Source organism: Paenibacillus barcinonensis (genome assembly GCF_003217495.1).
GTDB lineage: Bacteria > Bacillota > Bacilli > Paenibacillales > Paenibacillaceae > Paenibacillus > Paenibacillus barcinonensis.
Genome location: NZ_QJSW01000033.1, coordinates 25,552 through 49,930 on the forward strand (window position 1 = coordinate 25,552; position 24,379 = coordinate 49,930).

The 24,379-nt window shown below is 47.8% G+C and carries 23 protein-coding genes, 1 rRNA gene and 1 other RNA gene; 24 read left to right on the forward strand and 1 reads right to left on the reverse strand.

What is annotated here, in order from left to right; all coding sequences use genetic code 11:
• Nucleotides 1-22 precede the first annotated feature (22 nt).
• From speE to argS, 8 genes are all read left to right on the forward strand, one after another.
• Entirely contained in the window at nucleotides 23-850 is an 828-nt protein-coding gene (speE, locus tag DFQ00_RS26965; RefSeq protein WP_110899519.1) for a polyamine aminopropyltransferase, read from the forward strand.
• Between the two features lie 14 nt (nucleotides 851-864).
• Nucleotides 865-1,734 (forward strand): agmatinase, encoded by an 870-nt coding sequence (speB, locus tag DFQ00_RS26970; protein ID WP_110899520.1) that lies wholly within the window; start codon nucleotides 865-867, stop codon nucleotides 1,732-1,734.
• Nucleotides 1,735-2,018: 284 nt separating this feature from the next.
• Entirely contained in the window at nucleotides 2,019-2,294 is a 276-nt protein-coding gene (locus DFQ00_RS26975; protein ID WP_167433854.1) for a hypothetical protein, read from the forward strand.
• Nucleotides 2,295-2,723: 429 nt separating this feature from the next.
• Nucleotides 2,724-3,905 (forward strand): WD40/YVTN/BNR-like repeat-containing protein, encoded by a 1,182-nt coding sequence (locus DFQ00_RS26980; RefSeq protein ID WP_110899522.1) that lies wholly within the window; start codon nucleotides 2,724-2,726, stop codon nucleotides 3,903-3,905.
• Between the two features lie 229 nt (nucleotides 3,906-4,134).
• Nucleotides 4,135-5,616, forward strand: a complete 1,482-nt coding sequence (locus DFQ00_RS26985; RefSeq protein ID WP_110899523.1) for an alpha-N-arabinofuranosidase — start codon at nucleotides 4,135-4,137, stop codon at nucleotides 5,614-5,616.
• Between the two features lie 2 nt (nucleotides 5,617-5,618).
• Nucleotides 5,619-5,924, forward strand: a complete 306-nt coding sequence (locus DFQ00_RS26990) for a DUF6171 family protein (protein WP_244214007.1) — start codon at nucleotides 5,619-5,621, stop codon at nucleotides 5,922-5,924.
• A 373-nt stretch (nucleotides 5,925-6,297) separates the two neighbouring features.
• Complete coding sequence (locus DFQ00_RS26995) at nucleotides 6,298-6,723, forward strand: YwiB family protein (RefSeq protein ID WP_090924869.1); 426 nt, start codon at nucleotides 6,298-6,300, stop codon at nucleotides 6,721-6,723.
• A complete protein-coding gene (argS, locus tag DFQ00_RS27000; RefSeq protein ID WP_110899524.1) occupies nucleotides 6,720-8,399 on the forward strand; it encodes an arginine--tRNA ligase in 1,680 nt (559 codons plus the stop codon). Before DFQ00_RS26995 ends, argS begins: the two co-directional genes overlap by 4 nt.
• 192 nt (nucleotides 8,400-8,591) lie before the next feature.
• Here the strand turns inward: argS and DFQ00_RS27005 are convergent, their stop codons facing one another.
• Nucleotides 8,592-9,746 (reverse strand): S8 family peptidase, encoded by a 1,155-nt coding sequence (locus DFQ00_RS27005; protein WP_110899525.1) that lies wholly within the window; start codon nucleotides 9,744-9,746, stop codon nucleotides 8,592-8,594.
• Nucleotides 9,747-9,850: 104 nt separating this feature from the next.
• Here DFQ00_RS27005 and DFQ00_RS30235 point away from each other — a divergent pair, with 104 nt between their 5' ends.
• From DFQ00_RS30235 to DFQ00_RS27080, 16 genes are all read left to right on the forward strand, one after another.
• Complete coding sequence (locus DFQ00_RS30235) at nucleotides 9,851-9,982, forward strand: hypothetical protein (protein ID WP_279630439.1); 132 nt, start codon at nucleotides 9,851-9,853, stop codon at nucleotides 9,980-9,982.
• A 255-nt stretch (nucleotides 9,983-10,237) separates the two neighbouring features.
• Nucleotides 10,238-10,807: a DNA-directed RNA polymerase subunit delta gene (rpoE, locus tag DFQ00_RS27010; RefSeq protein ID WP_110899526.1), complete on the forward strand. Its 570-nt coding sequence runs from the start codon at nucleotides 10,238-10,240 to the stop codon at nucleotides 10,805-10,807.
• A gap of 492 nt (nucleotides 10,808-11,299) precedes the next feature.
• Nucleotides 11,300-12,904 (forward strand): CTP synthase, encoded by a 1,605-nt coding sequence (locus DFQ00_RS27015; protein WP_110899527.1) that lies wholly within the window; start codon nucleotides 11,300-11,302, stop codon nucleotides 12,902-12,904.
• A 331-nt stretch (nucleotides 12,905-13,235) separates the two neighbouring features.
• A complete protein-coding gene (locus DFQ00_RS27020) occupies nucleotides 13,236-13,622 on the forward strand; it encodes a response regulator (RefSeq protein ID WP_110899528.1) in 387 nt (128 codons plus the stop codon).
• 272 nt (nucleotides 13,623-13,894) lie between these two features.
• A complete protein-coding gene (gene fba, locus DFQ00_RS27025) occupies nucleotides 13,895-14,749 on the forward strand; it encodes a class II fructose-1,6-bisphosphate aldolase (protein WP_110899529.1) in 855 nt (284 codons plus the stop codon).
• Nucleotides 14,750-14,896: 147 nt separating this feature from the next.
• On the forward strand, nucleotides 14,897-16,150 hold the full coding sequence (locus DFQ00_RS27030; RefSeq protein WP_110899530.1) for a UDP-N-acetylglucosamine 1-carboxyvinyltransferase: 1,254 nt from the start codon (nucleotides 14,897-14,899) through the stop codon (nucleotides 16,148-16,150).
• 479 nt (nucleotides 16,151-16,629) lie between these two features.
• Nucleotides 16,630-17,955: a transcription termination factor Rho gene (gene rho, locus DFQ00_RS27035; protein ID WP_110899531.1), complete on the forward strand. Its 1,326-nt coding sequence runs from the start codon at nucleotides 16,630-16,632 to the stop codon at nucleotides 17,953-17,955.
• Between the two features lie 157 nt (nucleotides 17,956-18,112).
• The gene (locus tag DFQ00_RS27040; protein WP_110899532.1) at nucleotides 18,113-19,387 is read left to right on the forward strand and encodes a radical SAM family protein; all 1,275 of its coding nucleotides are present in this window, start codon (nucleotides 18,113-18,115) and stop codon (nucleotides 19,385-19,387) included.
• A 103-nt stretch (nucleotides 19,388-19,490) separates the two neighbouring features.
• A complete protein-coding gene (rpmE, locus tag DFQ00_RS27045) occupies nucleotides 19,491-19,688 on the forward strand; it encodes a 50S ribosomal protein L31 (RefSeq protein ID WP_056698168.1) in 198 nt (65 codons plus the stop codon).
• Between the two features lie 148 nt (nucleotides 19,689-19,836).
• Nucleotides 19,837-20,104, forward strand: an RNA gene (gene ffs, locus DFQ00_RS27050) — signal recognition particle sRNA large type.
• Between the two features lie 177 nt (nucleotides 20,105-20,281).
• Entirely contained in the window at nucleotides 20,282-22,024 is a 1,743-nt protein-coding gene (gene dnaX / locus DFQ00_RS27055; protein WP_110899533.1) for a DNA polymerase III subunit gamma/tau, read from the forward strand.
• A gap of 43 nt (nucleotides 22,025-22,067) precedes the next feature.
• Nucleotides 22,068-22,379, forward strand: a complete 312-nt coding sequence (locus tag DFQ00_RS27060; protein WP_110899534.1) for a YbaB/EbfC family nucleoid-associated protein — start codon at nucleotides 22,068-22,070, stop codon at nucleotides 22,377-22,379.
• Between the two features lie 34 nt (nucleotides 22,380-22,413).
• A complete protein-coding gene (gene recR, locus DFQ00_RS27065; RefSeq protein WP_110899535.1) occupies nucleotides 22,414-23,013 on the forward strand; it encodes a recombination mediator RecR in 600 nt (199 codons plus the stop codon).
• 200 nt (nucleotides 23,014-23,213) lie between these two features.
• Nucleotides 23,214-23,495, forward strand: a complete 282-nt coding sequence (locus DFQ00_RS27070; RefSeq protein WP_244214008.1) for a DUF2508 family protein — start codon at nucleotides 23,214-23,216, stop codon at nucleotides 23,493-23,495.
• A 45-nt stretch (nucleotides 23,496-23,540) separates the two neighbouring features.
• Entirely contained in the window at nucleotides 23,541-23,810 is a 270-nt protein-coding gene (locus DFQ00_RS27075) for a pro-sigmaK processing inhibitor BofA family protein (RefSeq protein ID WP_110899536.1), read from the forward strand.
• Between the two features lie 398 nt (nucleotides 23,811-24,208).
• Nucleotides 24,209-24,379, forward strand: a 16S ribosomal RNA gene (locus tag DFQ00_RS27080); the annotation flags it as partial.

Genomic DNA, 24,379 nt, shown 5'->3' on the forward strand with positions numbered 1-24,379 from the left:
TTACGGAGAGAAGGTAGCGATCATGGAATTGTGGTTTACGGAGAAACAGACCCCTGTATTCGGCATTACCGCAAAGATCAAGCAGACTTACGTCACAGAGCAAACGGATTTTCAAGACCTTGCAATGATTGAAACCGAGGAGTTTGGCAACATGCTGGTATTGGACGGCATGGTGATGACAACAGTGAAGGACGAGTTTGTATATCATGAAATGGCGGCTCATCCTGCCTTGAATACGCACCCCAATCCGAAAAAAGTGCTGGTGGTTGGCGGCGGAGACGGTGGTGTCATCCGTGAAGTCATCAAACATGATGCCGTGGAAAAAGCAGTTCTCGTCGAAATCGACGGTAAAGTAATTGAATACTCCAAACAGTATTTGCCTGAAATTGCAGGCAAGCTGGACGAGCCTAACGTTGAGGTGCTCGTTAACGATGGCTATATGCATATTATTGAACATAAAGATGAATACGACGTCATTATCGTAGACTCTACAGAGCCTGTAGGCCCGGCTGCACCACTCTTCGAGCGCGGGTTCTATCAGGGCATCTATGAAGCGCTAAAATCAGACGGAATCTTCGTTGCCCAGACGGATAACCCTTGGTTCAAGGCGGATCTGATCCAGAAGGTCAATAAAGACGTCAAGGAAATCTTCCCGATCGTACATGTTTACGGCTGTAATATTCCAACCTACCCGAGTGGCCTGTGGACATTCACCATGGGAAGCAAAACGTATGACCCACTTGCGGTGGACGAGACTCAAATTCCGGAGATGGATACCAAGTATTATTCTCCGCGTCTGCACAAAGCGGCATTTGTACTTCCAAAATTCGTGGAAGATTTAACGAAATAAAAGGGGATATCATGATGAAATTGGATCAAGCTTATTCAGGAAACGTATTTATTTGCAGCTCTGAAGATTATGAAAATTCGAAAGCCGTTATCTACGGTATGCCCATGGACTACACGGTCAGCTTCCGTCCAGGCTCCCGTTTCGGCCCGTCTCATATCCGTCAGGCATCGGTTGGCCTTGAAGAGTACAGCCCATACCTGGATAAAAGCATCGTGGATATGACCTATTTTGATGCAGGAGATCTGCTTCTGCCTTTTGGTAACGCAGGACGCAGCCTTGAAGTCATCCATGAGTATATCGGAAGTCTGCTGGCTGATGACAAATTCCCGATCGGTCTTGGCGGTGAGCATTTGGTGACATGGCCAGTCATTCAACAGATGTACAAGAAATATCCTGATCTTATTTTGATCCACATTGATGCACATGCAGACCTTCGCGAAAGCTATGAAGGCGAGCCGTTGTCTCACTCTACACCTGTGCGCAAAGCGGCTGAGCTGATGGGCGGTCAAAATATTTATCAATTCGGTATCCGTTCCGGCTCTCGTGAGGAATTCCAGTATGGACGCGAGAACATCAACTTCTATCCGTTTGAAGTGGCAGCTCCGATGAAGGAAGCTCTGCCTAAGATGGGTAATCGTCCAGTCTATGTAACCATTGATATTGACGTGCTTGATCCATCTGCTGCACCGGGTACAGGAACAGCAGAAGCGGGTGGCATTACATCCAAAGAACTGCTCGAGGCCGTTCATATGATCGCAGGATCAGATGTGAACGTGGTGGGCTGCGACCTGGTTGAAGTAGCGCCAAACTATGACCCAACCCAGCAGACACAGATCGTTGCGGCCAAGCTGATTCGTGAAATGCTGCTTGGATTCGTGAAGTAAGATCACGTTAACTCCGATATCGAGCTATGTACTGGACACATAAGTATTGTGTAATATATTCAGGAATGTTTTACCGTTGTGAAGTATAGGGTGTGCGGGTTCGGCCGTATCCTAAGAGTCCTTACCGCGTCAACGGTAAAGATTCTTAGGACTCGAAAGGCTGTGGATTGCCACGGCGTGCAAGAATTAAATATTGCTATTCAAGCGAAACCCACCGTCAGGCGATCAACCTAATGAGGTGGGTTTTCGCTTGTTCCCTATCGGTAAGCAGCATTATGTATAATGTGGAAGAAGAAAGGGGTGAGGATTTGCACGCAATGCGAGCTCATTTAAGTATGTTCCCCAAATGGTTTGTTGGAATCATAGCTATATTTGGTTTCCAACTCATTGTGGCAATGACAGGGTATTTTAACTTCAGTGTTATGCTTGTGAATCTGGCGTTGTTATTTAGTGCTTTTGCCATTCGGGAATACAAATATAATAAAATATATTTTACGCTGTGCCTGCTCCTGAGTATCAGTTTTGTTATGATTGCCGTTCAAGCCTATACACTGTCATGATGAACAGGATAGAGGCACATGAGTATGACCTTTGTGCGAAAATATAACGGTTAGAGCAACCTGGAGCAATGGGCAGCTGTAACAAACGACTGCAAGACATTTCTTAAATCAGGGCGTGTCCTGATACCGAATGCAGGGCATCTTTCGCCGCTTTTTCGCCCCCTGCTGCGTTGCTTTCCCCTGACGTGCCTCGGCACGCCTGCGGAAAATTTTCTGGCTTGGAAGGGGGATTCGGTATAATCCGCTTCCTTCAGCGTTTTCAGACACGCTCTGGTCGGTTACATACCTTATTGTCTTACCACCTTTGACCTGATGAACTTAATCATGGATAAAGGTGGTTTTTTTCTTGCGAAATTGTCATCGGGTTTCATCGAATTGTTACGTTATGATGCTCGAATTAGGGTAAAACGATAGAAGGAGGTGTTACCGATGACAAGGAAGACAACTAAAATGAATAACACATGGAAACGCATCGGTGTGATGGCTTTATCACTCACGCTGGCATGGAGCATAGGGCCGATGCATACATTACCCCATGCCGGCGCAGCATCATCAGCATGTGGCAAGGGAGATCATGGATTAGCGTCTGAGCTGAACAAAGGCAGCGGTGTTGAGGGACGGAAGCTGCAATTCACGGATATTGATTTTCTAAGTCAAACTACAGGACGGGCGGCAGGTAAAGGGTTCCTGATTGGAACCTCGAATGCAGGCTGTACTTGGCAATCCATATACACGGGGCAGTGGCAGTTTGAACAATTGAGCTTTCCAAATAACGTTACTGGGTATGCGCTGGCAGGTGTGAAGGGCTCTTCAAAAACGTACCTCATCCAAACTGACGACGGCGGCTCGCACTGGAAGCGACTTGACACTCCTGGCGTTCCGACATTCAAGTACATTGATTTCAGTGATACAAATAACGGCTACGGATACACCTATAACGGTGCATATCGGACAACCAATGGTGGTATGACGTGGACCCAATTGCATACACCTGCAAACACCAGAGCGGCTGCATTTGTGACAGCTAAGTTAGGGTATGCTGTTGTCGTTGTGCCTGAAGTCGGGTACAAGCTTGAAAAGACGCTTGATGAAGGCAAGACATGGACGACAGTCCTTCGGGTCAAGTCGGACACATGGAATGGCGCTGACTTGTATGCCCATGGACAACAGGTGTGGGCTGTCTTGTATGGAGATGCAGGCATGTCCCAGCAGTCCTATTCCCTCTACGCAAGCGGTGATCAAGGGAAGCGCTGGAGACAGGTTTTCGCCCAATCGACAGCAGGGGCAGGGCCGGCACCAGGCGCAACTATGGACGGAAAGGGAACCGGCCCGGCTAATCCCGGCGGACATCCCGGCAATATGGCACTGATCGGTAATCAGACTGCCTATCTATCTGCGGGATCACCGGCAGCGGACCAAATCGGCATTGGACGTTCCTATGATGCAGGTTCCACGTGGAATAATATCGTGGTAAAGGCTGAGGGTTACAGTTCTCGTATCTCGTTCCCCGCAGGCAAAACGGGATGGCTTGTCGTAACGAGTGACAACGCACCAGCTGTATATGAGACGACAGATGGGGGAACTACATGGTCGCCCAAAATTTCATTTTAATATAAACAGGATTAATGCAAGTTGTATTGAAGTAATAAAAATATGATTTCAAACAAAAGCCTTCCATACGCGTTAAGATGTCTATTAGCGTGATTATAGTGGTGAACAGGCCCTTTTCCTGAATTTTTATATGGAAAAGGGTCTTTTTTTTCGGAAATAAAAGGGTTGAAACCTTTCTTGAAACAGTTTATTGTAAGCGATAACAACATTATTCAGGGAGGTTGAAATAATGGTTAATGTTATTTTAAAGGCTGATTCAGATAAAGGATTAATAAATCGCAATATTTATGGTCACTTTTCCGAGCATCTTGGACGTTGTATTTATGAAGGGCTGTGGGTCGGTGAAGGATCACCTATTCCGAACACGGAAGGTATTCGTAACGATGTGCTCACGGTGCTCCAGAAGCTGAACATTCCTGTGCTTCGCTGGCCGGGAGGATGCTTTGCCGATGAGTATCACTGGAAGGACGGGGTAGGGCCGAAGAGTCAGCGCGCACGCATGATTAATACGCACTGGGGCGGTGTAGAGGAGAACAATCATTTTGGAACACATGAATTTATGAGACTGTGCGAACTGCTTGGCGCTGAGCCCTACATCAGCGGCAACCTTGGCAGTGGAACCGTTCAGGAGATGCAGGAATGGGTGGAGTACATTACGTTTGACGGCGAGTCTCCTATGGCGAACTGGCGGAAGCAAAACGGACGCGAAGAGCCGTGGAAGCTGAAATATTTTGGTGTGGGCAATGAGAATTGGGGATGCGGCGGCAACATGCGTCCAGAGTATTATGCGGATGAATACCGCCGTTATGCTACATATGTACGTAATTATTCAGGGAATCAGATTTACAAGATTGCATGTGGACCAAACGACAGCAACTATGAGTGGATGGAAGTGCTGATGCGGGAAGCGGCTCGTTTCATGGATGGCATCAGTCTGCATTATTACACGGTTCCAACAGGCGTATGGGAAGACAAAGGGAACGCTACCGGGTTTGGTGAAGCGGAATGGTTCACTACGCTGAAGAAGACCTTGTTTATGGATGAATTACTTGTGAAGCACTCCGAGATCATGGATAAATATGACCCTGAGGGCCGGGTCGGCATTATTGTAGATGAATGGGGTACATGGTACAACGTTGAGCCAGGAACCAATCCGGGCTTCCTTTACCAGCAAAATACGATGCGGGATGCCGTGCTGGCTGCGGTAAACCTGAATATTTTCAATCAGCATAATAAACGGGTGCATATGGCGAATCTGGCTCAGATCGTGAATGTGCTGCAATCACTGGTACTCACCGAGGGAGATAAAATGCTCCTGACGCCTACATATCATGTATTCGACATGTATCAGGTTCATATGGATGCACAGCGTCTGGATCTCAGCTATGAGAGCCCTGGATATACGTTTGGAGACGAGACGATCCCTCAGCTTAGCTTGTCTGCTTCACGCAACAAAGATGGAGTCATTCATGTGACAGCATGTAATCTGAGTCATACGGATGAGCTTGAAGTGGTATGTCAGCTTGAAGCAGGGCAGGCGGCGAGCGTGTCGGGGCAGCTTCTCCATCACGCTGATTTTGGAGCATTTAATACGTTTGAGCAGCCTGAACGGGTGAAGCCTGCTACGTGGGAAGGGCTTGTTCTGGAGAATAATACATTGCGCTTTGTGTTGCCTCCGGCTTCCGTTGGAGTGGTTGCTGTTAAGGGTTAAGGATGAAGTCCTTCAGCGTTGAACGACGGCGGTCAGGCGAGGGGAGGAATCTCCCTTGTAAAGGGTGTGACAGTCAGTATGATATTCATATCAGTGATGCCAAAATGGCTCGGCTGGTGGAGATTGCTTCACGCTCACGCGCCACAGTAGGGGATGCGGAGTATGAACGGCGGCTTGCGATCTGCTCGGCCTGTCCTGATCTGCAATACGGAACGACATGCCGTCATTGCGGTTGTCTTGTAAAGGTGCGCGCCAAGCTGGTCGAGTCTACGTGTCCTTATCCATATGCATCACAATGGGCACAATGATAAGGTGCAGCATGAGTGTGAAACAGAGTAAGCCTGTTTATTATAATGAAGCAAGCGGGCATGATGATTGAAGGAACGGTGCAGGGTACGTGAAGTAAACGGGAAAGATTATCGAAGCAAGATAGTGAGATAAATGCGAAGTAAAGGAGGGGAGCACCATACAGGTGCGACCCTTCTTTTTGATGCGATAACAAAAAAACTCTGAATTTGGATTTGAATTGAGCGGGTGAACTGGATATAGTTATACAGTAGAGTGTAGGAGAGCAAGTTATTCGGAATATAAGCGTGTATAGCGGCACAACGATACAGGAAGGGCTGTTTTCACTGGCCGTCCTGTTTTGCGCCGCCTCGAATATAATGGAGGTTAACATTCATGTCGAAGATGCGACCGGTTCAGATCCGGCTGCACAGCCGTTATGAAGGTGAAGATGTACTGCAGGAAATGCAGGGAGAGGCTGTGGTCAAGGGGGCATATTTGTATGTCCGTTACGAAGAGCCGCAGGCTGGACCCGAGGGAGGCATAACCCGTACAACATTGAAGCTGGGCGGACAATCCATCAAGATTATACGTCATGGTGAGGTGGAATCGGAGCAGACGTTCGAATTGAACCGAAAGCTGCCGGGGTTCTATCGTTCACCATATATGTCGTTTGCCCTGTCCACGCATACACAAAAGCTGGAACTTTCCATTCAGGGATTGAGCGCACGCGCCGCGTGGAGCTACGACTTTTACCGCTTTGATGAAGAAGCCGGACATTTTGCGATTAGTTTGCATATACAGGAGGAACCAAATTCATGACACGTAATCCACTAGATACGATTAACGAACGGGTAAGTACAGCAATTGGCAACGCTATTGTGGCGGCTGGTATCGTTACACAGGAGCAGCTTCCTGCCATTACGCTGGAGGTGCCGCGCGACAAATCACATGGCGACCTTGCCACCAATGCGGCGATGCAGTTAACCAAAATCGCCAAGCGCAACCCGCGCCAGATTGCCGAGGAGATTATCAACAACCTGAATCTTGCTGATGCAGGCATCGAGAAGGCCGAGATTGCGGGGCCGGGGTTCATTAACTTCAAATTGAACAAGAGCTACCTATATCCAGTGCTTCAACTGGTGCATGAGCAAGGCGAGAACTACGGAAGAATTAATGCTGGTGAGGGGAAAAAGGTTGAGATGGAATTTGTCAGCGCTAACCCGACAGGCAGCCTGCATCTGGGCCATGCCCGCGGAGCAGCTGTAGGGGATGCCCTGTGCAACATTCTCGACTATGCAGGATACGAGGTAACTCGTGAATACTACATTAATGACGCGGGAAACCAGGTGTTCAACCTGGCACGTTCTATTGAAGCTCGTTATTTGCAAGAGCTTGGTCAGGATGCCGAGATGCCAGAAGATGGCTACCATGGCGAGGACATTAAAGGTTTTGCGAAGGAGCTCGTTGCTGAAAAGGGAGACGGCCTGCTGTCCATGCATCCGGGGGATCGTGCAGCGTATTTCCGTGATTACGGTCTGGAGAAAGAGCTGGACAAAATCAAACGGGACCTCAATCGCTTCCGCGTGAAGTTTGACATCTGGTTCAGCGAAACGTCACTGTATGATAATGGCGAAGTGCTGCGCGTGCTGGACGAGCTGCGTGATCGTAACGAAATTTATGAAAAAGATGGCGCTACCTGGTTGAAAACCATGCAATATGGTGACGACAAGGAACGGGTACTGATCAAAAATGATGGTACGTATACCTACCTGACACCGGATATTGCGTATCACCGTGATAAATATTCCCGTGGTTACGATACGATGATCAACATCTGGGGAGCCGATCACCATGGATATATCCCACGGATGAAAGCAGCGATGAAGGCGTTGGGTAACGACCCGGACAAGCTGGTCGTATTGATTGCCCAGATGGTCAGTCTGTTCCAGAATGGCGAGAAAGTGAAAATGTCCAAACGTACAGGTAAGGCTGTAACGATGGAGGACTTAATGGATGAAGTGGGCATTGACGCCATTCGTTATTTCTTCACGATGCGCAGCATGGATTCCCATCTCGACTTTGACATGGACCTGGCGATTTCAACATCTAATGAAAACCCGGTGTTCTACGTACAATATGCTCATGCGCGTGTATGCAGTGTATATCGTCAAGCCGAAGAGCAAGGCATCGAATTGCTTCCGCTGGCTCAGATTGATCTGTCCAAGCTCACAACCGAGCATGAATATGACCTTCTTCGCAAATTGGGTGAGTTGCCAGAAGAGATTGCAGCAGCGGCGACAGGTTATGCGCCGCACCGCATCATTCGTTATGTCTACGAACTGGCATCCCTGTTCCATAGTTACTACCGGGCTGAGCGCGTCATTACCGAAGACGCGCAGCAGACCCAGGCGCGCCTGGCGCTGATCGGTGCGGTTCGCACCGTCATCGCAACAGCGCTCCGTCTGGTGGGCGTATCCGCACCAGACAAAATGTAACCCCTTCGGCCACGCGGCGGGCAGTATGCCGCCCCCTGGCCGAAGGCACAAAGTCTCCATGCCCGCGCGAGCAGCTCTGCTTGCGAGCGGGCATGGAGACTTTTTTGTGCCTGCTGCGCAAGGCATGCCCGGCATTAGCCGGCATTCATTGCTGCGCAGCACAGGCGCCGGCGGCTTGCATCGCTCGCCGGCTTATTCCCCGCCCTCCTGCATCAGCTTGAGGGCGTCAATCTCTCCACCGCGAATTTTGCTTTTCGCGGTGGTGCCTTTGCGAGCGCGCAGCGGAACGGTTGCGCGCTTCACAAGTGCCTTGATCTCGGCTGGAGACAGGCCGGGATGTTTAGCTAACAACAGGGCGATTGCCCCGCTTACATGGGAGGTTGCCATAGATGTGCCACTCATCTCATGGTGCTTTCCTTGGACCCAGGAGGACACAATTTTGTCGCCGGGGGCGTAGACATCCACATAAGCTCCGCGATTGCTGAATGACGCAATACGCCGGTTTTTGTCGATAGCCCCGACAGATATCGTTTGCGGATAGCGAGCCGGATAATCAATGCTACGGCGCTTGCCGTCGTTTCCTGACGAGGCCACGATAACAATTCCGGCATGATATGCGCGGTTGACGACATCCAGCAAAGATTTACTGCGTGTTTTCATGCCAAAGCTCATGTTAATGATATCGACCTTGTTGCGTACACACCAGTCAATGCCAAGCACGATGTCAGAGACATACGCCGATCCATTATGGTCAAAAGCTTTAACCGGATAGATCACGGAGCGAGGAGCTACACCGATCATACCTGCGGTGCTGTTGGCTGCTGCAATCGTTCCGGCAATATGCGTGCCGTGTCCGTTGTCATCATGGGGAAGCATGCTTCGGTTCAATAGATTAATTCCGCGGGCCAGGGAATATCGCAGATCGGGGTGATGGTAATCGGCGCCTGTATCAATAACGCCAATTTTAACGCGATGCCCTGTTGAAACAGACCATACTTTGGGGGCTCGGATGTGTTTTACTCCCCAAGGCACACCTTGAGCGGTGCTCGGTTTGTTGTGAAGTGCCGCAGAATGCAGCGTAATGGGGGTGTCTTCCTCGATCGTGATGTTGTCCCCGTAACGATGTAACATATCCGGGCTTTGTACGGGGGCAATGAGGGTTCTGGCAAGCCTGGAGGCCCGAACGCCTCCCAGATCGGTAAATTCATTTCGCAGTCGGGATAATTCAACGAGACAGGCCTCGTACTGCTGCGGTTTGGCGAACCGAATCAGATAACGTCCCCCTTGCTCGGACTCGGGGCACCTCATTCCGTCAATCAATTGATGCAATAAACCGGTATAGTCCATTATGGGCAGCCCCCTTCGGGATGAACATGCTGAGGTATTCTATGACTGTGTTCATCCCGCCGCATGGGGAACTTGCCCTTTTTTTATAAAAAGACATTCTCTTCGTGTCAAAACGGGCGCAGGGACATATGATGGATGGAGGGCTAGAGGGCTCTTGCGGGGAACCTGGTGAGGAGCAATCCTACAGGGTATACAGTCAGAAGGCGGAGGGGACTCCGTCTTTTACATATGAATAATGTCGATATGAGGGGTGCGTGCTCCAATCATTGTTGAGAACAATATCGAGCGATTCATTGTTTCTGACGTCTGGAATGAGCAGCGTGTGAATGAGGATATAAGCACAGTCCTGCCAATATGGGACATGCTTACAGAAAAACTTGCTTTTTAACGCTAAATAGGTTTTACTTAGGTTTGTTAATGGATATGTTATACGTAACATTCCAGTTTGCAGGGGATATAAAGTGAATTTTGTGTGAGAGGAAGTGTCTTCAGTGAGTACCTCGCTCAATTTGAAAATTGATAAAGAAAAGGTAAGAGAGATCCCTTTGGTGGACCTTGCCTTTATGGTGCTGAAAGCGGCTAATACGCCGTATTACTACCGTGATTTGATGAATGAGGTAGCGAAGCAGCGCGGAATGACGGATGAAGAGATTAACGAGTATATCGCCCAGCTGTATACCGAAATTAATATCGATGGCCGTTTTGCTTGCGTCGGTACAAGTCTGTGGGGATTAAAGCGCTGGTATCCGGTTGCTGGAACAGAAGATTCCATGACAGGTGCGAAGCGTCCACGTATTATCAACGATGAAGATGATGATCTGGAAGACGAAGACTTCGGTGAGGAAGACGACAGCTATAACAGCGACGAAGACTTCGACACAACAGATGATGATCAGGACGAAGACGACGATGATGATGATGACGATGATATCTTTGACGAAGACGAGAGCGAAGAAGAAGTTTTGGTCGAAGATGATGAGCTGGAAGATGAAGACCTGGACGAGGACGATGAAGAGTCTGAAGACGAGGATGAATTTGACGACGATTCCGATACTCGCTAGTCCTTTTTGGTGACCAATGGTTACCCGTTTTTTCCCGAACAGTCAGCCTTGACAGCGGGCGGGGTAACGGGTAAACTATTGCATGGGCTTATGAATGAGCGAGAATATATTTATGTTTTTTAGAGAAAGTGCCCCGTCCTGCGGGAGTACTTTCTTTTTGTATTTTTAGAGGCAGAATAATGCCAAACGATTACTTTTCCGACTGCTCCCGGCCAAATCTTTTCGGCCTGTTTTTTTGTATGTTCAAACAAGGAAATGGAACCTGCCGAAGATACCCGGTTTGGGGACAAGCGTGGATGAAGGCTCCCGGAAAGTTTGCGTTATTTATGCCAGGAATGATGTGTAGTTAAACCGTCTTCGCTGGAAAGAGCAGTCCGCAGATGCAGTTAATTTCTGCCATTGCTCTTTTTCACGATGATTACCTGAGAAACGGGTTACGATAACACCATATATCGCCTGAATTTCTGTACTTATATTAGGAGGGTAATAACAGTGACAAAGTATATTTTCGTGACGGGCGGAGTTGTGTCCTCCCTGGGCAAAGGGATTACAGCAGCCTCGCTGGGCAGATTGCTGAAGAACAGAGGACTCAAAGTAACCATTCAGAAATTCGATCCATACATCAACATCGACCCAGGAACGATGAGTCCTTATCAGCATGGTGAGGTGTTTGTAACCGATGATGGCGCAGAGACGGACCTGGATCTGGGTCACTACGAACGTTTTATCGACATCAACCTCTCCAAAAACAGCAACGTCACGACAGGTAAAGTGTACTCTTCCGTAATCAGCAAAGAGCGCCGTGGAGAGTATCTGGGCGGTACGGTTCAAGTGATTCCGCACATCACGAACGAGATCAAAGAGCGTGTGTTCCGCGCTGGACGTGAAGCAGGTTCAGATGTTGTTATTACTGAGATTGGCGGTACGGTGGGCGATATCGAGAGCTTGCCATTCCTGGAAGCTATTCGCCAGATCAAGAGTGATGTGGGCCGTGACAACGTAATGTACATCCACGTTACGCTGATTCCATATATCAAGGCAGCCGGTGAAGTGAAAACAAAACCAACACAGCACAGCGTTAAGGAATTACGCAGCATCGGTATTCAGCCTAACGTGATCGTGTGCCGTACGGAGTATGAATTGTCGAAGGACATGAAGGCCAAAATTGCACTCTTCTGTGACATCGACGAGAATGCGGTAGTGGAATGCCGTGATGCAAGCACATTGTACGAGGTGCCTCTTAACCTTCGTGAAGAAGGTCTGGATGAGATCGTTGTTAACCATCTGAAGCTGACCACTCCTGCACCGGATATGAGCGAGTGGGAAGGTCTGGTAAACCGGATCAGCAAGCTGGAGCGTACGGTTGAAATTGCGATCGTTGGTAAATATGTAGCGCTGCATGACGCTTACCTGAGCGTGGTTGAGTCACTGTCACACGCAGGGTTTGCATCGAATGCAGATGTGAAAATCCGTTGGGTTCCTTCGGAGGATATTACGGATGAGAATGTAGGCGACATGCTGCACGGCGTTGGCGGTATTCTCGTACCGGGCGGCTTCGGTGACCGTGGTATTGAAGGTAAAGTTTCTGCAATTCGTTATGCACGTGAGAAAAACATCCCATTCTTCGGTATTTGTCTGGGGATGCAGGTTTCCGTCATTGAGTATGCACGCTCCATTGTGGGCTTGAACGGTGCCAATAGCTCGGAGATTAACCCGGCTACCGAATTCCCGGTAATTGATCTGCTGCCTGAGCAGAAGGATATCGAAAATCTGGGCGGCACCATGCGTCTTGGTCTGTACCCTTGTAAGCTTCAGGAAGGTTCACTCGCGATGGCTTGTTACGATGATGAACTGGTGTATGAGAGACACCGTCACCGGTACGAGTTCAACAACGAATATCGTGAAGCGATTGAAAAAGCCGGTCTCGTTATTTCCGGTACATCACCGGATGGACGTCTGGTTGAGATTGTGGAGCTTCCAGGACACCCATGGTTCCTGGCGGTGCAATTCCACCCGGAATTTACTTCCCGTCCAAACCGTCCGCAGCCGTTGTTCCGTGAGTTCGTGAAAGCTTCTTTGGAGAATGCGGAGAAATAATGTATTTGTTTTGATGGAAATTCAAGCGTAGAGGGATGTTTCCGGCCGCCGATCAAGGCGGTGGAAACATCCTTTTGTTTTATGACATAAACCTCAGATTACATTCCGTTTTGTCCATTCGAGTTATATAGAAGATGGGTTGTTGGAAGCATCATGAGGCAATGAAATATTTTTGTGAAAGTGTCATGAGTTGATGAAAGGATTTTTATGGAAGAGGTTTGAGATAATAGAAGGATTTCAATGGAAGAGGTAGAATACTTATCATGACGACTATGGGATAGTTATCCAGATGTTATGTGTATATGCTTTCCTAATTCTAGGAGGTTACAGCGTGGAAGATAAAAAAGTTCTGATTGTCGATGACCAAAATGGTATTCGGATTCTACTTATGGAAGTATTCAGCAGTGAGGGATATAACACATTTCAGGCGGCGAATGGCAAAATTGCGCTGGAGATTGTCAATAAGGACAAGCCGGATCTGGTACTGCTGGACATGAAAATTCCTGGTATGGACGGGCTTGAAATTCTTAAACACATCAAGGAGATTGATCCGGAGATCAAGGTCATTATGATGACGGCGTATGGAGAACTGGATATGATCAAGGAAGCTACGGATCTGGGGGCGCTCATGCATTTTACGAAACCATTTGATATTGATGAGATGCGTGTAGCTGTCAATATGCAGCTTCGCAATGGTGCTGCCAATAAGTGCAGTTAAATCCTGTAGATACAGGATTTTTTTGCGTAATTCATCAGTGCGTGTACTGCTTTGTGTCGAATCATAGAAAACGAGGGTATTTCACCGGTTTTTGCGGGGAATATTGGAAATGGGAGCATAATCCTGCTGTGTCTCTGAAAACTGTGCTGCAAAGCACAGCATTTTTGCAAATGCTTGTTTAGTATTTGACATGGGATGTGGTATAATAAGCCCGTATGTGATTTCGGCTAAAAACCATAGACACAACCCAAACCCCTAGGAGGATTGAAACCATGCCATTAGTATCTATGACAGACATGTTGAACAAAGCACTTGAAGGAAAATACGCAGTTGGTCAATACAACATCAACAACCTTGAGTGGACTCAAGCGATTCTTGCTGCCGCTGAAGAAGAGAAATCCCCAGTAATCCTGGGCGTATCCGAAGGTGCAGCACGTCACATGGGCGGCTTTACTACTGTTGTTAAAATGGTAGAAGGACTCTTGCATGACATGAAAATTACTGTACCAGTTGCGATTCACCTGGACCACGGTTCAAGCTTCGACAAATGTAAAGAAGCGATTGATGCTGGATTTACTTCCGTTATGATCGACGGTTCCCATCACCCGATTGATGAGAACATTGATATGACTAAAAAAGTGGTTGAATATGCACATGCTAAAGGTGTTTCTGTTGAAGCTGAAGTAGGAACTGTAGGCGGACAGGAAGATGACGTTATCGGCGGTATCATGTATGCTGACCTGAACGAGTGTATCCGCATCGTTAAAGAAACAGGAATCGACACATTGGCACCAGCTCTTGGTTCCGTTCATGGTCCTTACCACGGCGAGCCTAACCTGGGCTTCAAAGAAATGGAAGAAGTTCGTGACGCGGTTAAAGTTCCACTCGTACTGCACGGTGGTACTGGTATTCCTAAGCACGATATTGATAAAGCAATCTCCCTGGGTACTTCCAAAATCAACGTGAACACTGAGAACCAAATCTCGTTCACCAAAGCAGTTCGTGAAGTGCTTGCAGCAAAACCAGACGCTTACGATCCGCGTACGTTCATCGTGCCAGGCCGTGAAGCGATCAAAGAAACCGTTAAAGGTAAAATCCGTGAGTTTGGTTCCAACAACAAAGCGTAATTTATCTTTACCAGTTCCATACTGTGAAATGGAAGAACACCGCCTAGCCGGTGTCTTTCCATTTTCACACCTTATTTCTACATCGTTAGCCATCAGCACGTATTGCCGTTCATCGGCTGCAAAACACGTAGGGGGACATTAAGCTTTATGGAAAAACTAATGATTAGCGGCGGACGTCCGTTACAGGGAACTGTAACCATAAGCGGCGCCAAGAACAGCGCCATTGCGCTTATTCCTGCAGCATTGCTTGCCGAGTCAGAGGTCGTGTTGGATAACTTGCCGTTACTTAGTGACGTGGCAGTATATGCGGAAATTTTGGAGGAACTCGGAGCGCGTGTAACCTGGGAAGGCAGTCAGATGAAAATTGATCCTTCCGATATTAAATCCATTCCGATGCCAAACGGTCCTGTTAAGAAGCTGCGTGCCTCGTATTATATGATGGGCGCACTGCTTGGGCGGTTTAAGGAAGCAACAATAGGTTTGCCAGGGGGCTGTAATTTTGAGCCTCGTCCGATTGATCAGCATATCAAAGGGTTTGAAGCGCTTGGCGCAACGGTAACGAATGAACATGGCTCGATCCACCTGCATGCCAAAGAGCTGCGGGGGGCTAAAATATATCTGGATGTAAGCAGTGTCGGTGCAACGATTAACATTATGCTGGCGGCCACACGTGCCAAAGGCTCTACAATTATTGAAAACGCGGCTAAAGAGCCTGAGATTATAGATGTAGCAACACTCCTGAACTCTATGGGTGCAAGCATTAAGGGTGCAGGAACAGAAACCATTCGAATTGAAGGGGTGTCGGAGCTCAAGGGCTGCCGCCATTCGATTATTCCTGACAGAATTCAGGCAGGTACGTATATGATCGCCGCAGCGGCGACGCGTGGAGATGTCCTGATTGATAATGTGATTCCTAAACATCTGGAGGCTTTGACAGCCAAGCTTCTGGAGATGGGAGTAGGTATTGAGGAGCTGGATGAAAGCATCCGTGTAATCGGACAGCCTAAATATAACCATGTTGATGTAAAGGCGCTTGTATATCCGGGGTTTCCAACGGACCTGCAATCACCAATGACCAGTGTGCTGACACAGGCAACGGGTGTAAGTGTCCTGAGTGATTTCGTATACAGCAACCGATTCAAGCATGTGCCAGAACTTGTGCGGATGGGTGCCAAAATTCGCGTAGAAGGCCGTTCGGCAATTATTGAGGGCAGTTCCCTGAATGCGGCCAAAGTCAAAGCGTCTGATCTACGTGCTGGTGCGGCACTGGTCATTGCAGGACTTACCGTGAATGAAGGTGTTACAGAGGTTACAGGTGTTGAATTTATTGATCGTGGTTATGATCATCTGGTGACCAATCTGCGTCTGCTTGGTGCAGACGTATGGCGGGAAACCGAATAACGTTTTTTTAACGGGGCGCAGCATCGTTTATAATACGCCAGAAATGTATATTTAGCGGTGCTGCATAACCTGCAATAGAATGGGGTAAACTATTCTAATAGATTTTGAAGTCTCTTTCGGATAGGATAGAACTTGTGTGATTCTTGTTCCGAGGGGTCTTTTTTTGGAATAAACTTCATATGGCTTTATTGAACATCATTTCCTTTTCCCCAATCCCCGGATTTGTTTGAACCTGCGCTCCATAGCCGGTCTTTTCCCGGATCGATCGCCCCATGTTAGGAGTTCACTCATTAGCGGATCATGCCATATTATGGCCATTCCACCCGGAAACTTACACTTATAGACAAGTATTTGCATTATAACGGTTACATTCCGTACAATGGACAGAAGAGAATGTGGTCAGAATCGCTCTCTATACTTGAAATAGCTGACGAAACTATCCATTTCACGGACTCATTAATTGAATAGGTGGTTATTATATGGATCTACAAATTTCCGATTTGGAAGAAATGAAATTAACGGACCTTTATAAGCTGGCGAAAAAATACCAGATTCCTTATTATGGTACCCTCAAAAAGAAAGAATTAATCTTTGCTATTCTCCGTGCACAAGCGGAACAAAGCGGTCTGATGTTTATGCAAGGCGTGCTTGAGATTCTGCCTGAAGGGTACGGTTTCCTAAGGCCAATTAACTACCTGCCAAGTACAGAAGATATCTATATATCCGCATCACAGATTCGCAAGTTTGATCTTAGAACGGGTGACCTGGTGTCAGGCAAATGCAGAACGCCGAAGGAAAACGAAAGGTATTTCGGTTTATTGCAAGTCAATGCTGTGAATGGTGAGAATCCATCAGCGGCTGCGGAGAGACTTCACTTCCCGGCACTAACCCCACTGTATCCGCAGAAGAAACTGGTTCTTGAAACATCCCCGAGCCACTTGTCCACACGTATTATGGATGTGCTTGCCCCGGTAGGACTGGGACAGCGTGGATTGATCGTAGCACCTCCCAAAGCGGGTAAAACGCTTCTCCTCAAAGAAATCGCCAACAGCATCTCAACTAACAATCCAGAAATTGAACTATTTGTCCTGTTAATTGATGAACGCCCAGAGGAAGTAACGGATATGTCTCGTTCGGTAAAAGGGGAAGTTGTGGCCTCCACCTTTGATGAGTTGCCCGAGAATCATATCAAGGTTGCGGAGCTGGTGCTGGAGCGTGCATTGCGTTTGGTTGAGGCGAAGAAAGATGTTGTTATTCTGCTTGATAGCATTACACGTTTGGCCCGTGCGTATAACCTGGTCATCCCGCCATCCGGTCGGACACTAAGCGGTGGTATTGATCCGGCGGCGTTCCATCGTCCGAAGCGTTTCTTTGGTTCCGCTCGTAATGTGGAGGAAGGCGGCAGCTTGACTATTTTGGCTACAGCGCTGATTGATACAGGCTCGCGTATGGATGACATCATTTATGAAGAATTTAAAGGTACGGGAAATATGGAGCTTCATCTGGATCGTAAGTTGGCTGAACGTCGGATCTTCCCTGCGATTGATATTCGTCGCTCCGGTACACGTCGTGAAGAAGTGCTGCTAAGCAAGGAAGAACTGGATACAATCTGGACGATTCGCAAAAATATGAATGATTCCCATGACTTTGTTGAAGGTTTCCTGAAGAAGCTGCGGAACAGCAAGACCAATGCCGAGTTTCTGGCGGCTTTTGATGCGGCGGGCAACAGCCCCTCCAGCAACTCGGGAACGACGACAACTCGCCGCTCCCCAAGACAAACAGCCACGTCAGGAACATCAAACTAACCTGTGATGCCACGGCCTGATTAAATATAGTTAAACCTTGAATTTAGTAATCAACGTTTGTGGTCAACCTTTAAGGTTGTCGCATTCTTGATGCATTATAACTGTAATAAAGAACACTCGTCGTCAGGCTTAACCTAATAGATGTGAGGAGAACATCATGTATTTAGTATACGCAGATGAAAAAGGTAATGTATTTGATCATCCTTCCCTGTACGGGCTTGCTCGTAGTGGAGATATGATCGTGGAGATTATGGAGGATGAACTGATTCCTCTACCGGATGGTGCAACGTTGGTGGGTCTTCCGAGTACCCGTCCTATTGGTATGGACCCGGATACGGGTGAGATGATGCCGATGCCGAGTGGTACCCAGGCAGTGGGTGCCTTGCTTCCGCAAGGGTTTACGCGACTGTGTCTGCCGGGTTATGTAAAGACGGATAAAGAATACAAGCTACCGTTGTTTGGATATTCGGCGGTGGTATGGAAAGACGGAGGATTCTACGTTACAGCATCTCAGTCGGATACTCCAGACAAATGGAATCCGATGAACTGTGATCGTGACGATGTGCGTTCTGGTGTTACACGTTTGACTGAACAATACCCGGAAAATCGTCTATACACCCACTTGTCGAACTGTGCGCTGGGCTATGAATGCCTGACCTCTTCCAACACGTTCTTGAATCGCTGGGAAGGTGGCGTTCCAGTATCTTATTCTTGTAACGCCGGCTGCTTCGGTTGTATTTCCGAGCAACCGGATGACAGTGGTTTTGTTTCGCCCCAGACACGCATGAACTTCCGCCCGCGTGTTGATGAGATCGTAGAGGTTATGCTGGAGCACTTGAAAACACCGGAGTCGATTATCAGCTTCGGACAGGGGTGTGAAGGGGAACCTTCCACGCAGGCCAAACTGATTATTGAAGCAATTCGGGAAGTGCGCTCGATTACCGATATGGGGTATATCAACATCAATACAAACGCAGGCTTGAACGATCATATTCGCGGCATTGTAGATGCTGGCCTTGATCTGATGCGTGTAAGCACAATCAGTGCACTGGACGATCATTACAACGCTTATTACAAGCCTCGTGGTTACACGCTGGCTAATGTAGAGAAATCCATGAAATATGCAGCGGAGCAGGGTGTGTATACATCCATCAACTATTTGATCTTCCCGGGTGTTACAGACCGTGAGGAAGAGATTGAGGCGATGATTGAATTTGCGCGCCGCACCAACCTGCGTCTGATTCAGATGCGTAATTTGAATATTGATCCTGAGAGCTATCTGGAGTTGATTCCTCCAGCACAGGGCGATATTCTGGGAATGAAGCAGATGCTGGAGATTTTTGCGGAAGAGCTGCCAGACGTCGTGATTGGCTCGTACACCCACGTTCCGCCTGCGGGGATGGCTCGCCCGAAAAAGCTGATCACCTCTTGAACTAATTAGATTGCAACCGGGTTTGGATCGTGTTATAATCTGCTGTGTTGTGCCATTTACTCTGGGTCCGCTTGAGGCTCAGGGCGGAAAGAGGTGAAAGGTAATGAAAGAAGCAATTCATCCTAAATACACGATCGGTCAAGTATCCTGCGCATGTGGCAATACGTTTGAGACTGGTTCGGTTAAAGACGGACTTCGTGTAGAGATTTGCTCCGCGTGCCACCCGTTCTTCACAGGTAAACAGAAGTTTATCGATGCTGGCGGCCGTGTGGATCGTTTCAAAAAGAAATACGGTATCTAATAGAACCAATCCTTATGGATTGTCTAATTATTGCATCCAACGACCCCTGCCTTATGGCGGGGGTTTTTTAGTTGTATAGTTATGGGGAAAATAAGCCCTGTTTGCTACTGGTTGCAATTATGACAACCTTACGTTATACTATTTCTTACCGTGCTAGATGGGGAGGTAGCGGTGCCCTGTAACTCGCAATCCGCTATAGCGAGGTTGAATTCCTGCTAGAGGTTTTGTCGATGTGAGGTTTGGTCCCTGAACGTGGTGTTGACGGTTGGGTCCTCCGCAATGAGTACTCATGAACCTGGTCAGGTCCGGAAGGAAGCAGCCATAAGTGAGATCACTCTTGTGCCGGAGGGTTGCCTAGCCTGAGCTGTTGTTCAGGGGTGCCGCTTGGATCGCAATTATCGATAGCAGGTGCACGGCTTAACCTTTTAAATGTAGAGACCTTTGCAGCGTATGAATGCAGAGGTCTTTTTTGATATGTTAATGTAAAAGTGGTCATGAAATCAGTCAGATAGAGTTTGGAATCACTCTGGAATATAGTATAATGGGGTGACGACAACGGACTCGAATGCGAAGTGGAAGGAAGGTAACGCATCATGGAGCATATCGCGTTATACCGGGCGTGGCGTCCTCAGTCGTTCCAGGATATGGTGGGACAACAGCACATTATTCAGACTTTGCAGAACGCGATTCGTGAACAGCGAACTTCCCATGCCTATTTGTTTAGCGGGCCGAGAGGGACGGGGAAGACGAGTGCTGCCAAAATTTTGGCCAAAGCTGTAAACTGTGAGCGTGGGCCTGCAACGGAGCCTTGTAACGAATGTGAGGCTTGCCGCCGAATTACGAGCGGTGCTGTGATGGATGTGCAGGAGATTGACGCTGCATCCAATCGGGGTGTTGAGGAAATACGGGATCTCCGGGAAAAGGTAAAATATGCCCCGACCGAGGTCCGGCAAAAGGTTTATATTATTGATGAAGTGCACATGTTGACGACAGAGGCGTTCAATGCTTTACTCAAAACATTGGAAGAGCCGCCGCCACATGTGATGTTTATTTTGGCGACAACAGAACCGCATCGTCTGCCAGCGACCATTATTTCGCGGTGTCAACGATTTGATTTTCGCCGTGTATCTCTGGAGGAGCAGACAGCCAGATTGGCTTTGATCTGTGAACAGGAAGGCATGGAAGCTGATCACGATGCGTTACAGTACATTGCTCGGTTATCCGATGGGGGGATGAGGGACGCGCTAAGCGTGCTGGATCAAATCTCTTCATTTACAGACGGGCGTGTGACGTATCAGCAGGTTATGGATATGACAGGTGGCATTGCTTCGGAGCAATTTGCCAAGCTCGCAGCATCTTTGCTTAAAGGGGATGTTGGCCATATCCTGCAGATGATCGAGGGTTTTATGCATGAAGGTAAGAGTGCAGACAAATGTATGGAGAATCTGCTATATTATTTCCGGGATTTGCTGATGATCAAGATGGTGCCGAATGCGGACAAGCTGACGGACCGGGTGTTGAATCCTGAATCATTTCGAGATATGGCGGAATCGTTCACCAAGGAACAGTTGTTCCAGATGATTGATACGCTGAATCGGTATCAAAGCGAAATGAAATATGCAGTTCAGCCGCAGACATTATTTGAGGTCGCACTGCTTAAACTGTGTAGTATCCCGGCTTCGGGCGGGGCAGCTGCAACGGCAGGAGCTTCTTCTTCGGCGCCAGCGGATGGTGGAGAGATCAACAAGCTCAAGCAGCAGCTTGCCGAGCTTGAGAAAAAGCTGGATCGAGCGCTCAAAAGCGGTCTTTCGGGTGGGGACGGTGCTTCAAGTGCACCTGCCAGACCGGCGTCGCGTGCGCCAGTGTCCAGATCTAATGCTCCGGCAAAGCTGCCAGCGCATCTGGATCAATATGTAACGCGTAAGGGGTCTCCTGAGTTCGCGGAGATCAGCAAAAAGTGGAGTCAAATTTTGCAGCGTGTTAAAGAGGAGAAGGTCACGGTGCATGCCTGGTTTATGGATGGAGAGCCGGTATCGCTACTTGAAGATAATGTGCTGGTTGCTTTTAAAAACAACATTCACCGTGAAACGACGGAGAAACAGGCGAATCGTGAAGTTATTGAGCGTGTGCTTTCCGAACAACTTGGGCGTCCGGCGCGGCTTGTGACGATGATGCTCAGAGATTGGACGGGGGCGATGGAAGGAGCTTCTGAAACGCCAAAGGAGGATTTTAAGCTTGAACCTGAGCATGAAGACGGCGGTTCAGGCGATAAACAGCCTTGGATTGATGAAGCTATCCAGCTATTTGGCGAGGATCTCGTGGTCATTAAAGAGTAGTGTGTATAATCTGAAATAACTATATTAAAGGAGATGAGCGATAATGAATAACATGAACCAAATGATGAAGCAAGTGAAGAAAATGCAGGAGCAAATGTTGAAAGCACAGGAGGAGCTCGCGGACAAAACTGTTCAAGGAACTTCCGGCGGCGGAGTGGTAACAGCTGAAGTGAACGGACATAAAAAATTGCTCTCTATCACAATCAAGCCGGAAGCGGTTGATCCTGAAGATGTTGAAATGCTTCAAGACCTTGTTATGACTGCGGTGAATGATGCCTTGACCAAGGCTGATGAGATTGCGAATCAGGATATGGGTAAATTTACAGGCGGCATGAAAATTCCGGGACTGTTTTAATTGAACTGATCCTGCCTAAAGGAGACACAACCGATTGTACTATCCTGAACCAATAGCAAAGCTGATTGAGGCTTTTACCCGTCTGCCGGGTGTGGGGCCAAAAACAGCGGCGCGTTTAGCTTTTCATGTGCTTAACATGAAGGAAGATGACGTTATTGATTTTGCCAAGGCACTTGTCAGTGTGAAGCGTAATCTTCATTACTGCTCTGTGTGTTGTAATATTACGGATACTGATCCTTGCCGGATATGCCAGGATAAGTCGAGAGATGTATCGGTAATCTGTGTAGTTCAAGATTCGAAGGATCTGGTGGCTATGGAGCGCACCAAGGAATTTGATGGGTATTATCATGTGCTGCAAGGGGCAATTTCTCCGATGGAGGGTATTGGCCCGGATGATATACGTTTGAAAGAGCTATTAACCCGATTGAGTGATGAGCGTGTCAAAGAGTTGATTTTGGCAACGAATCCGAATATCGAAGGGGAAGCGACGGCGATGTACATCTCCCGTCTGGTTCGTCCGTTTGAGATTACAGTGACCCGTATTGCCCACGGATTGCCTGTAGGTGGGGACCTGGAGTATGCAGATGAGGTTACGCTATCGAAGGCACTGGAAGGGCGCAGGGAGATGCGCTGATGCATCATTGCGTGACACTAGGATGATCAGAGAAGTTCGTATGATTCTATATACGATCAAAAGCATAATTATTATTTTCAGGGGAGGGCCGAGTGCTCTCTTTTTTTTGTCATTAATCCCGATGTTCAAGTTCTAAGTTTGTCCCCTCCTTGATATGTATGAGAATGAGCTATGTGGCCGATGTGAGGGAGGGGTTATTGATGTTAAGGTGGAGAAAAATGCAAAGACTCGGGGATGAAGGAAAGAAAGCGAGCAGGGATCTTCAGGCGGAGCACCATCAAGTGTATGCAGATGTGGAGAAGGCGAGACAGGAGTGGGAGCGGGCGATGAAGCAGTTTGAGTACGCTCTTGGGAAAGATGAGATAGATTATGCCATCTATGTGCTTGAAGCGGCAGAAAGGAAGTATCAGATTCATTTGAAGCAGGCAAAACGATTAAGTGGGGTGGATGAGGTTGTTAACGAGCGAAAACTCAGCATGTAATGCTGTGCAGTTGGAATCATATAATGATCACTGGAGGTGGAGATTATGAAGAGTGTGATTCTGGGAGGTATATTGGTTGCATCTCTGCTGGCCCTTATTATTATTCTGTTCAGGAAGAAATTAGGCTTATCCATCTTTACGTCAATTGGAGTGCACCTGGTGATGGCTGCCGCAGGCATATACGTTGTGAATTATTCCGGCTGGATAACAGGCTTGTACATACCGTTAAACCCTACTACGATAGGTACCGTTACGGTTTTGGGTTTGCCCGGCGTAGGGCTTTTATTAGGGTTGAAAATTTCTTTGTTTGCATAGTTGACTATTAGGGAATATCTATGGTACATTATATCTCGTTGCTTTGCTTGCTTGGCTACAGGCTTTGATTGAAATGAATGAAAGTTTGATAAGAACTTCAAAAATAATTTCAAAAAAAAGCTTGACCAAAACAAACGAAGTATGGTATATTATAAAAGTCGCCGCTGAGACAAAATGGTGACGAAAAAACGAAGTTTGATCTTTGAAAACTGAACAACGAGTGAGTAATCATTCTGCTTGCAGAATGAACGTGAAGGTTTTTGCTACAAGCCATCTGGCTGTATAAAAACTGGAACAACAATGAGATTAACAATCTCGTCAGATTCAAAATGAGCTTATCGCTCTTTTCAATACCCCGATGAGTTCCGAAGCGTTTAACGACGCTGCGAAATTCATCTTTATTGGAGAGTTTGATCCTGGCTCAGGACGAACGCTGGCGGCATGCCTAATACATGCAAGTCGAGCGGACTTGAAGAGAAGCTTGCTTCTCTGATGGTTAGCGGCGGACGGGTGAGTAACACGTAGGCAACCTGCCCTCAAGCTTGGGACAACTACCGGAAACGGTAGCT

Coding starts and splice junctions, on each gene's coding strand:
- DFQ00_RS27005 (WP_110899525.1), bottom strand. CDS start 9,746: ATGGACTATACCGGTTTATTGCATCAATTGATTGACGGAATGAGGTGC.
- DFQ00_RS27060 (WP_110899534.1), top strand. CDS start 22,068: ATGAATAACATGAACCAAATGATGAAGCAAGTGAAGAAAATGCAGGAG.
- DFQ00_RS27070 (WP_244214008.1), top strand. CDS start 23,214: ATGTTAAGGTGGAGAAAAATGCAAAGACTCGGGGATGAAGGAAAGAAA.
- DFQ00_RS27030 (WP_110899530.1), top strand. CDS start 14,897: ATGGAAAAACTAATGATTAGCGGCGGACGTCCGTTACAGGGAACTGTA.
- DFQ00_RS27040 (WP_110899532.1), top strand. CDS start 18,113: ATGTATTTAGTATACGCAGATGAAAAAGGTAATGTATTTGATCATCCT.
- DFQ00_RS26990 (WP_244214007.1), top strand. CDS start 5,619: ATGAAGTCCTTCAGCGTTGAACGACGGCGGTCAGGCGAGGGGAGGAAT.
- speB (WP_110899520.1), top strand. CDS start 865: ATGAAATTGGATCAAGCTTATTCAGGAAACGTATTTATTTGCAGCTCT.
- dnaX (WP_110899533.1), top strand. CDS start 20,282: ATGGAGCATATCGCGTTATACCGGGCGTGGCGTCCTCAGTCGTTCCAG.
- argS (WP_110899524.1), top strand. CDS start 6,720: ATGACACGTAATCCACTAGATACGATTAACGAACGGGTAAGTACAGCA.
- DFQ00_RS27075 (WP_110899536.1), top strand. CDS start 23,541: ATGAAGAGTGTGATTCTGGGAGGTATATTGGTTGCATCTCTGCTGGCC.
- rpmE (WP_056698168.1), top strand. CDS start 19,491: ATGAAAGAAGCAATTCATCCTAAATACACGATCGGTCAAGTATCCTGC.
- speE (WP_110899519.1), top strand. CDS start 23: ATGGAATTGTGGTTTACGGAGAAACAGACCCCTGTATTCGGCATTACC.
- fba (WP_110899529.1), top strand. CDS start 13,895: ATGCCATTAGTATCTATGACAGACATGTTGAACAAAGCACTTGAAGGA.
- DFQ00_RS26985 (WP_110899523.1), top strand. CDS start 4,135: ATGGTTAATGTTATTTTAAAGGCTGATTCAGATAAAGGATTAATAAAT.
- DFQ00_RS26995 (WP_090924869.1), top strand. CDS start 6,298: ATGTCGAAGATGCGACCGGTTCAGATCCGGCTGCACAGCCGTTATGAA.
- DFQ00_RS26980 (WP_110899522.1), top strand. CDS start 2,724: ATGACAAGGAAGACAACTAAAATGAATAACACATGGAAACGCATCGGT.
- rho (WP_110899531.1), top strand. CDS start 16,630: ATGGATCTACAAATTTCCGATTTGGAAGAAATGAAATTAACGGACCTT.